Source organism: Dyadobacter sp., from assembly GCF_039919315.1.
Taxonomy (GTDB): Bacteria; Bacteroidota; Bacteroidia; order Cytophagales; family Spirosomataceae; genus Dyadobacter.
The window spans coordinates 1-4,415 of record NZ_JBDSFX010000037.1 but is presented as its reverse complement, the minus strand read 5'-3'; the positions used below and the strand labels follow the sequence as shown (position 1 = coordinate 4,415).

Annotated in this window: 5 protein-coding genes; all 5 read right to left on the bottom strand. The window is 45.3% G+C overall.

Annotated features, from left to right (window positions below; genetic code table 11):
- Positions 1 to 208, bottom strand: a 208-nt coding sequence (locus ABIO93_RS10570; protein ID WP_348067302.1) for a hypothetical protein, incomplete at its 3' end; no start/stop codon positions are given.
- Between the two features lie 192 nt (positions 209 to 400).
- Positions 401 to 1,150, bottom strand: a complete 750-nt coding sequence (gene istB / locus ABIO93_RS10565) for an IS21-like element helper ATPase IstB (protein ID WP_348067300.1) — start codon at positions 1,148 to 1,150, stop codon at positions 401 to 403.
- Positions 1,151 to 1,170: 20 nt separating this feature from the next.
- Positions 1,171 to 2,721, bottom strand: a complete 1,551-nt coding sequence (gene istA, locus ABIO93_RS10560; protein WP_348067298.1) for an IS21 family transposase — start codon at positions 2,719 to 2,721, stop codon at positions 1,171 to 1,173.
- A 144-nt stretch (positions 2,722 to 2,865) separates the two neighbouring features.
- Positions 2,866 to 3,441 (bottom strand): hypothetical protein, encoded by a 576-nt coding sequence (locus ABIO93_RS10555; RefSeq protein ID WP_348067296.1) that lies wholly within the window; start codon positions 3,439 to 3,441, stop codon positions 2,866 to 2,868.
- Positions 3,442 to 3,621: 180 nt separating this feature from the next.
- On the bottom strand, positions 3,622 to 4,415 hold a 794-nt coding region (locus ABIO93_RS10550; RefSeq protein WP_348067294.1), incomplete at its 5' end, for a TraM recognition domain-containing protein.

Here is a 4,415-nt window from a genome sequence, read left to right as displayed (position 1 = left end):
ATTTTAAGATAAACCCAAATTTTTCTAAATCCAGGTCAAACTCGTAACCGAGTTCCACCCCCGAGTTCTCGAACCAATCACAAAGAAGCTTCTCTCTGTCATTTTCAGGGTTTCTGGTATGTACGCCTCCTAACATATGAGAGCAGGCACGAATGATATCCTTTACCGTAAATTTCTCCTCCATGTAGTAAAGGCAAACAAGATCCATAAATTGAGGCAATGTGAACTTTGTGCAGTTTGCATTGAATGGGACAAGTCTTGACCAAATTATTACAGTTGTTGGGTATTTCGGAGAAGTTGACCACCTGATTCCGTGGCAAATTGACCACCTGATTAACTGGCGGCCGAAGGCAAAAAATGCTGTAGAAGCGGTTTCAAAATTAGTAAATAAAATGTGTTTTTATTGGTAGCTGTTTTCAGGCTCCATTTTTCGTTTTTTTCTCATCGATTCCCCCCTGAGCTCTACCCGATGTGCGTCATGTACAATCCGGTCCAGGATCGCATCAGCGATGGTTTTTTCTCCGATCACTTCATGCCATTTGCTCACTGGTAGCTGGGAAGTAATAATCAGCGATGTCTTGCCATGCCTGTCTTCGATTATTTCCATCAGGGCTGCCCGGCTCTGGGCATCGAAAGGTTGGATCCCAAAGTCATCAAGGATCAGCAGGTGCTGCCGTTCTATCTTTGCAATTTCCTTGATGTAGGACCCATCGGCCTTGGCCATCTTCAAGCGGGCGAATAACTTAGGTGTACTGGCATATAGAACGCGGTAGCCCAGGATACAGGCCTGGTGACCAATGGCGGATGCCACATAGCTTTTGCCGATCCCGGTACTGCCTGTGATCAACAGGTTCTCGTTACGGGCAATGAAAGAGCATTCGGCCAGGCGCATGATCTGGTTACGTTCGATGCTCCGGTCGGCATGGTAATGGATATTTTCGACCATTGCCTTATAGCGGAACCTGGCATAATTTATCTGCCGCTCCACACGTCGGTTATGCCTGTCATCCCATTCAGCATCAACCAGATGGGCTAAAAGCTCATCGGCGGTGTAATCATCGGTTTTTCCGCTTTCCAAGCTGCTTTTAAAGGCATGGAACATGCCATGGAATTTGAGCTTGCGTAACTTCTCCAATGTGTCTGTGTTCATTGTATTATTTGTTTAAAGGATTATTGGTAATAGTCTTCGCCCCTGATATTATCATGATGGGGCATGGGCAATTCGTCTGCAAACAGGCTGTCTTCATATTGGTCCATATTCTTTTCCAGTATTGTCTGGATCGTTTTGTAGTTGTAAATACCATAGCTGAGTGCCCTTTGGCACGCACTGATAAGCCTTTGTTCACCAGCCTTTTTAGCGAAGGATAAGATGCCCACACAAGACCGGTAAGCCTGTTCGGGATGTTGTTTACGTTCCAGGATTTTATGGATATACAACCTGACGTCTTCGTGGATTGAGGAAGCCCATTCCAAAAACCGGTCTGGTGTCCAGTCGGTTACGAACCGGTGTGTACTGGCCAGATGTTCTTTATCGGTAGAGTAATTGTAGGGGCTTTTGACGCGTTTATGCAGGGCAATGCGCTCGTAATGGTAATAGGCTTCAACCAAAGAATTGGAAAACAGCAGTTTGATCTTCTTACCAATAAACCGGTAAGGCACGCTGTAATAATGCTTGTCAACGCTCAGGCAGACATGCCCGTTTTTCATCACAGTGGCATGTAGTTGCTTCTTAAATTCATATCGGAGAACAGGGAGCGGTGCCAATGCAGAGCGTTCTATTTCTTCAAACTGGAGCCTGCGGCTGTAATTACGGCCCCGTAACAGTTGGTTGTTATGGGTCTCAAGGGCAATCCATATGGCTGCGTTTAGCTCAGAGAGTGAGCTGTAAATCTGCTTCCTCAAAGGGGCGTAAATGCGGCTGTAAACGATTTTAACAGCCCCTTCCACCAACGCCTTATCTCTTGGCCGATAAGCACGGGCAGGCAATATGGTAGTCCCATAGTGATCGGCAAAGTCAGCAAAAGCTTCGTTGAGTGTTGGTTCGTATTTATTGCTTTTTATAACAGCTGCTTTAAGATTGTCCGGAACAATCGCTGCCGGTACGCCACCGATATAGTGAAACGTATTTTCACAGGCTGCGATCAGGTCTTCTTTTTGCTGGCTGCTGACCGCTTCCACATATGTAAGCTGGCTGGCCCCAAGGATAGCCACAAACACTTCAACCTCAGTTAATTCACCGGTCTGCTTATCTGCAATACTTAGTTTAACGCCTGCAAAATCAATATACAGCTTATCGCCCGCCTTGTGGTCCTGGTGCATCACAGGGTTTACCCGGGCCTTCCAATTGGTCAGGTGGAAGCAAAACTGGGTATATCCAAAACCATCGGGAAACTCCTTTTTATAGGCTTCCCAAAGCATATGGCGCGTGACACCAGTCCGCTTAAGCTCTTTATCGATGTTTGGAAAACAACGTTGCAGGTTCAGTAACCTGTCTTTGGGGGGCTGTTCTTTAACCGTTCCGAAGAAGTCGTCCAGCTCCTTGTCATTCAGCGTATTGACCTGTTCGAAGGTTAGCCCGCTCGCATCAAAAGTAGCCATGTACCTCTTTGCTGTATTGCGGGACACACCAGTTTGGGCTGCTATTGAAAGCTTGCTGCGGCCCTGGCTGTACATTCTTAGGATCTGTCTTATTTTACTCATGCTGATTGTCGAATTGGCCATACTTCACGCGATTGGTTCGCGTCAAAAGTAGGGGTTGATTCTACAGCATTTTTTGCTCTTCGGGGTGGTCAGTTTGCTCCGAATTCAGGTGGTCAGTTTACTCCGAATTGGGGTGGTCAATTTCACGCGGAACGGGTGGTCAGTTTAAACCGAATTGAGGTGGTCAGTTTCACCGAATTTTCCACTTATTTCTCTTCCGATCATTTTTACCCATTTATCAAACACCTGCTTAAGATTATCTGGTGTGATTTGAGTGCGAATGATATCTCCATTTCTAATCGCATTCTTTACAGTGTTAATAAACTCTTCTTCATCATTTTCTATTTTGAAAGAAACAAAGAAAGTTCCTATATGCGCTGATATTGCGTCAAGTGCCTCAGGTGTATATCCACTTGCAGATTTACCCCATTTGATGGTTTTTTTTGCCAGAAATGGCAAGACATCCAAACTCTTCATGATGGCCGCTTTTTGGGTATCCATCACTACTAAGAAGGGCGGTATCTCATTGCCCTGATTTAAGGCCTGTTGCACATAATGCATTAATTGTGTAAACATTTCATACAACGTCTTTCTTGCATTATGCTTGGCTTCAAACCAAACTTCCTTTGTTTGAATATCGACAATATTCTTGCGATAGCTCTTTAAACCTAATGCTTTGATATATGCGTCTTTTACATCTTCCTCGCTACTAGCTTGCTTTAATTTCTCGAAAAGGGTCATTTTTGATCTTTTTTCACGGATGTACTATTAATAATTTTATACATATCCAATGCGAAGAACGTGTCATAACTACTCAAAGCATTAGCTTGTCTAGTAAGGATCGGAACAATAGATTCCACTGCAACAGAAATTTGAGGGTATTAGACTCCTTAGAATTTGCATAGGCAATCTGCACTACGCCTACACTATTAATTGTAGCTCATCATTAATTCGGGCATAAGTCGCATTGATATCAGGCGCTGTCCGGATCTGTTGCAACGGCAGAGCTACGCTTGATGGCTCACGTAGTATATCTTGGAACTCTGAGGTATTACCTTCTGCTATAATCCCGCAGAATTCACCAGCCCGGAAACCCAACACCTGCGAAGGAGTTAACCGCTCACGCTGCTGAATCGTGGTGCTTTGGCCATAACTGTTACGGTCTTCTGACCGGCTCTTGTTGCTACCGGTATATTCAACATCCATTTTACCAAACATTTTACTAATCCGTTCAGCTGTGGCTATGTTGGTGCTGCGGCCGTAAAACTGCGTGCCCAAGTTGGATATGATCATTTCGGTTTCTTCCCGCCCGATCATGCCCTGCATCTGAGCAATGTCCTGGACGCTGTAAACCGTGGCAATTTTGTTGCTGCGGGCTGTGCTGGGGATCTGCTGAAAATTAGGGACAAACAATGTCGGCGCTTCATCCAAAAGGATGATTGATTTTTCTTTCCCTTGCTGGTTCATTTGCTTGGCAGCCATACTGACAATCAGCGAAATCACAGGGCTCAATGTGGCAGATAATGCAGGGTTATTCCCGACCGTTAGAATACCAGGATTTTTCGGATTGTTCAAATCCAGCGGCACTTCATCTCCGGACAATACCCAGAATATTTCCGGAGTTGCCAAGGTAGATAGGTAGTTCTGGATCGAGGCAAATACGCCCGCCAGCTGGTTCTCGCTTTCTGATCCACTGGCCACACTTGCGATAATCG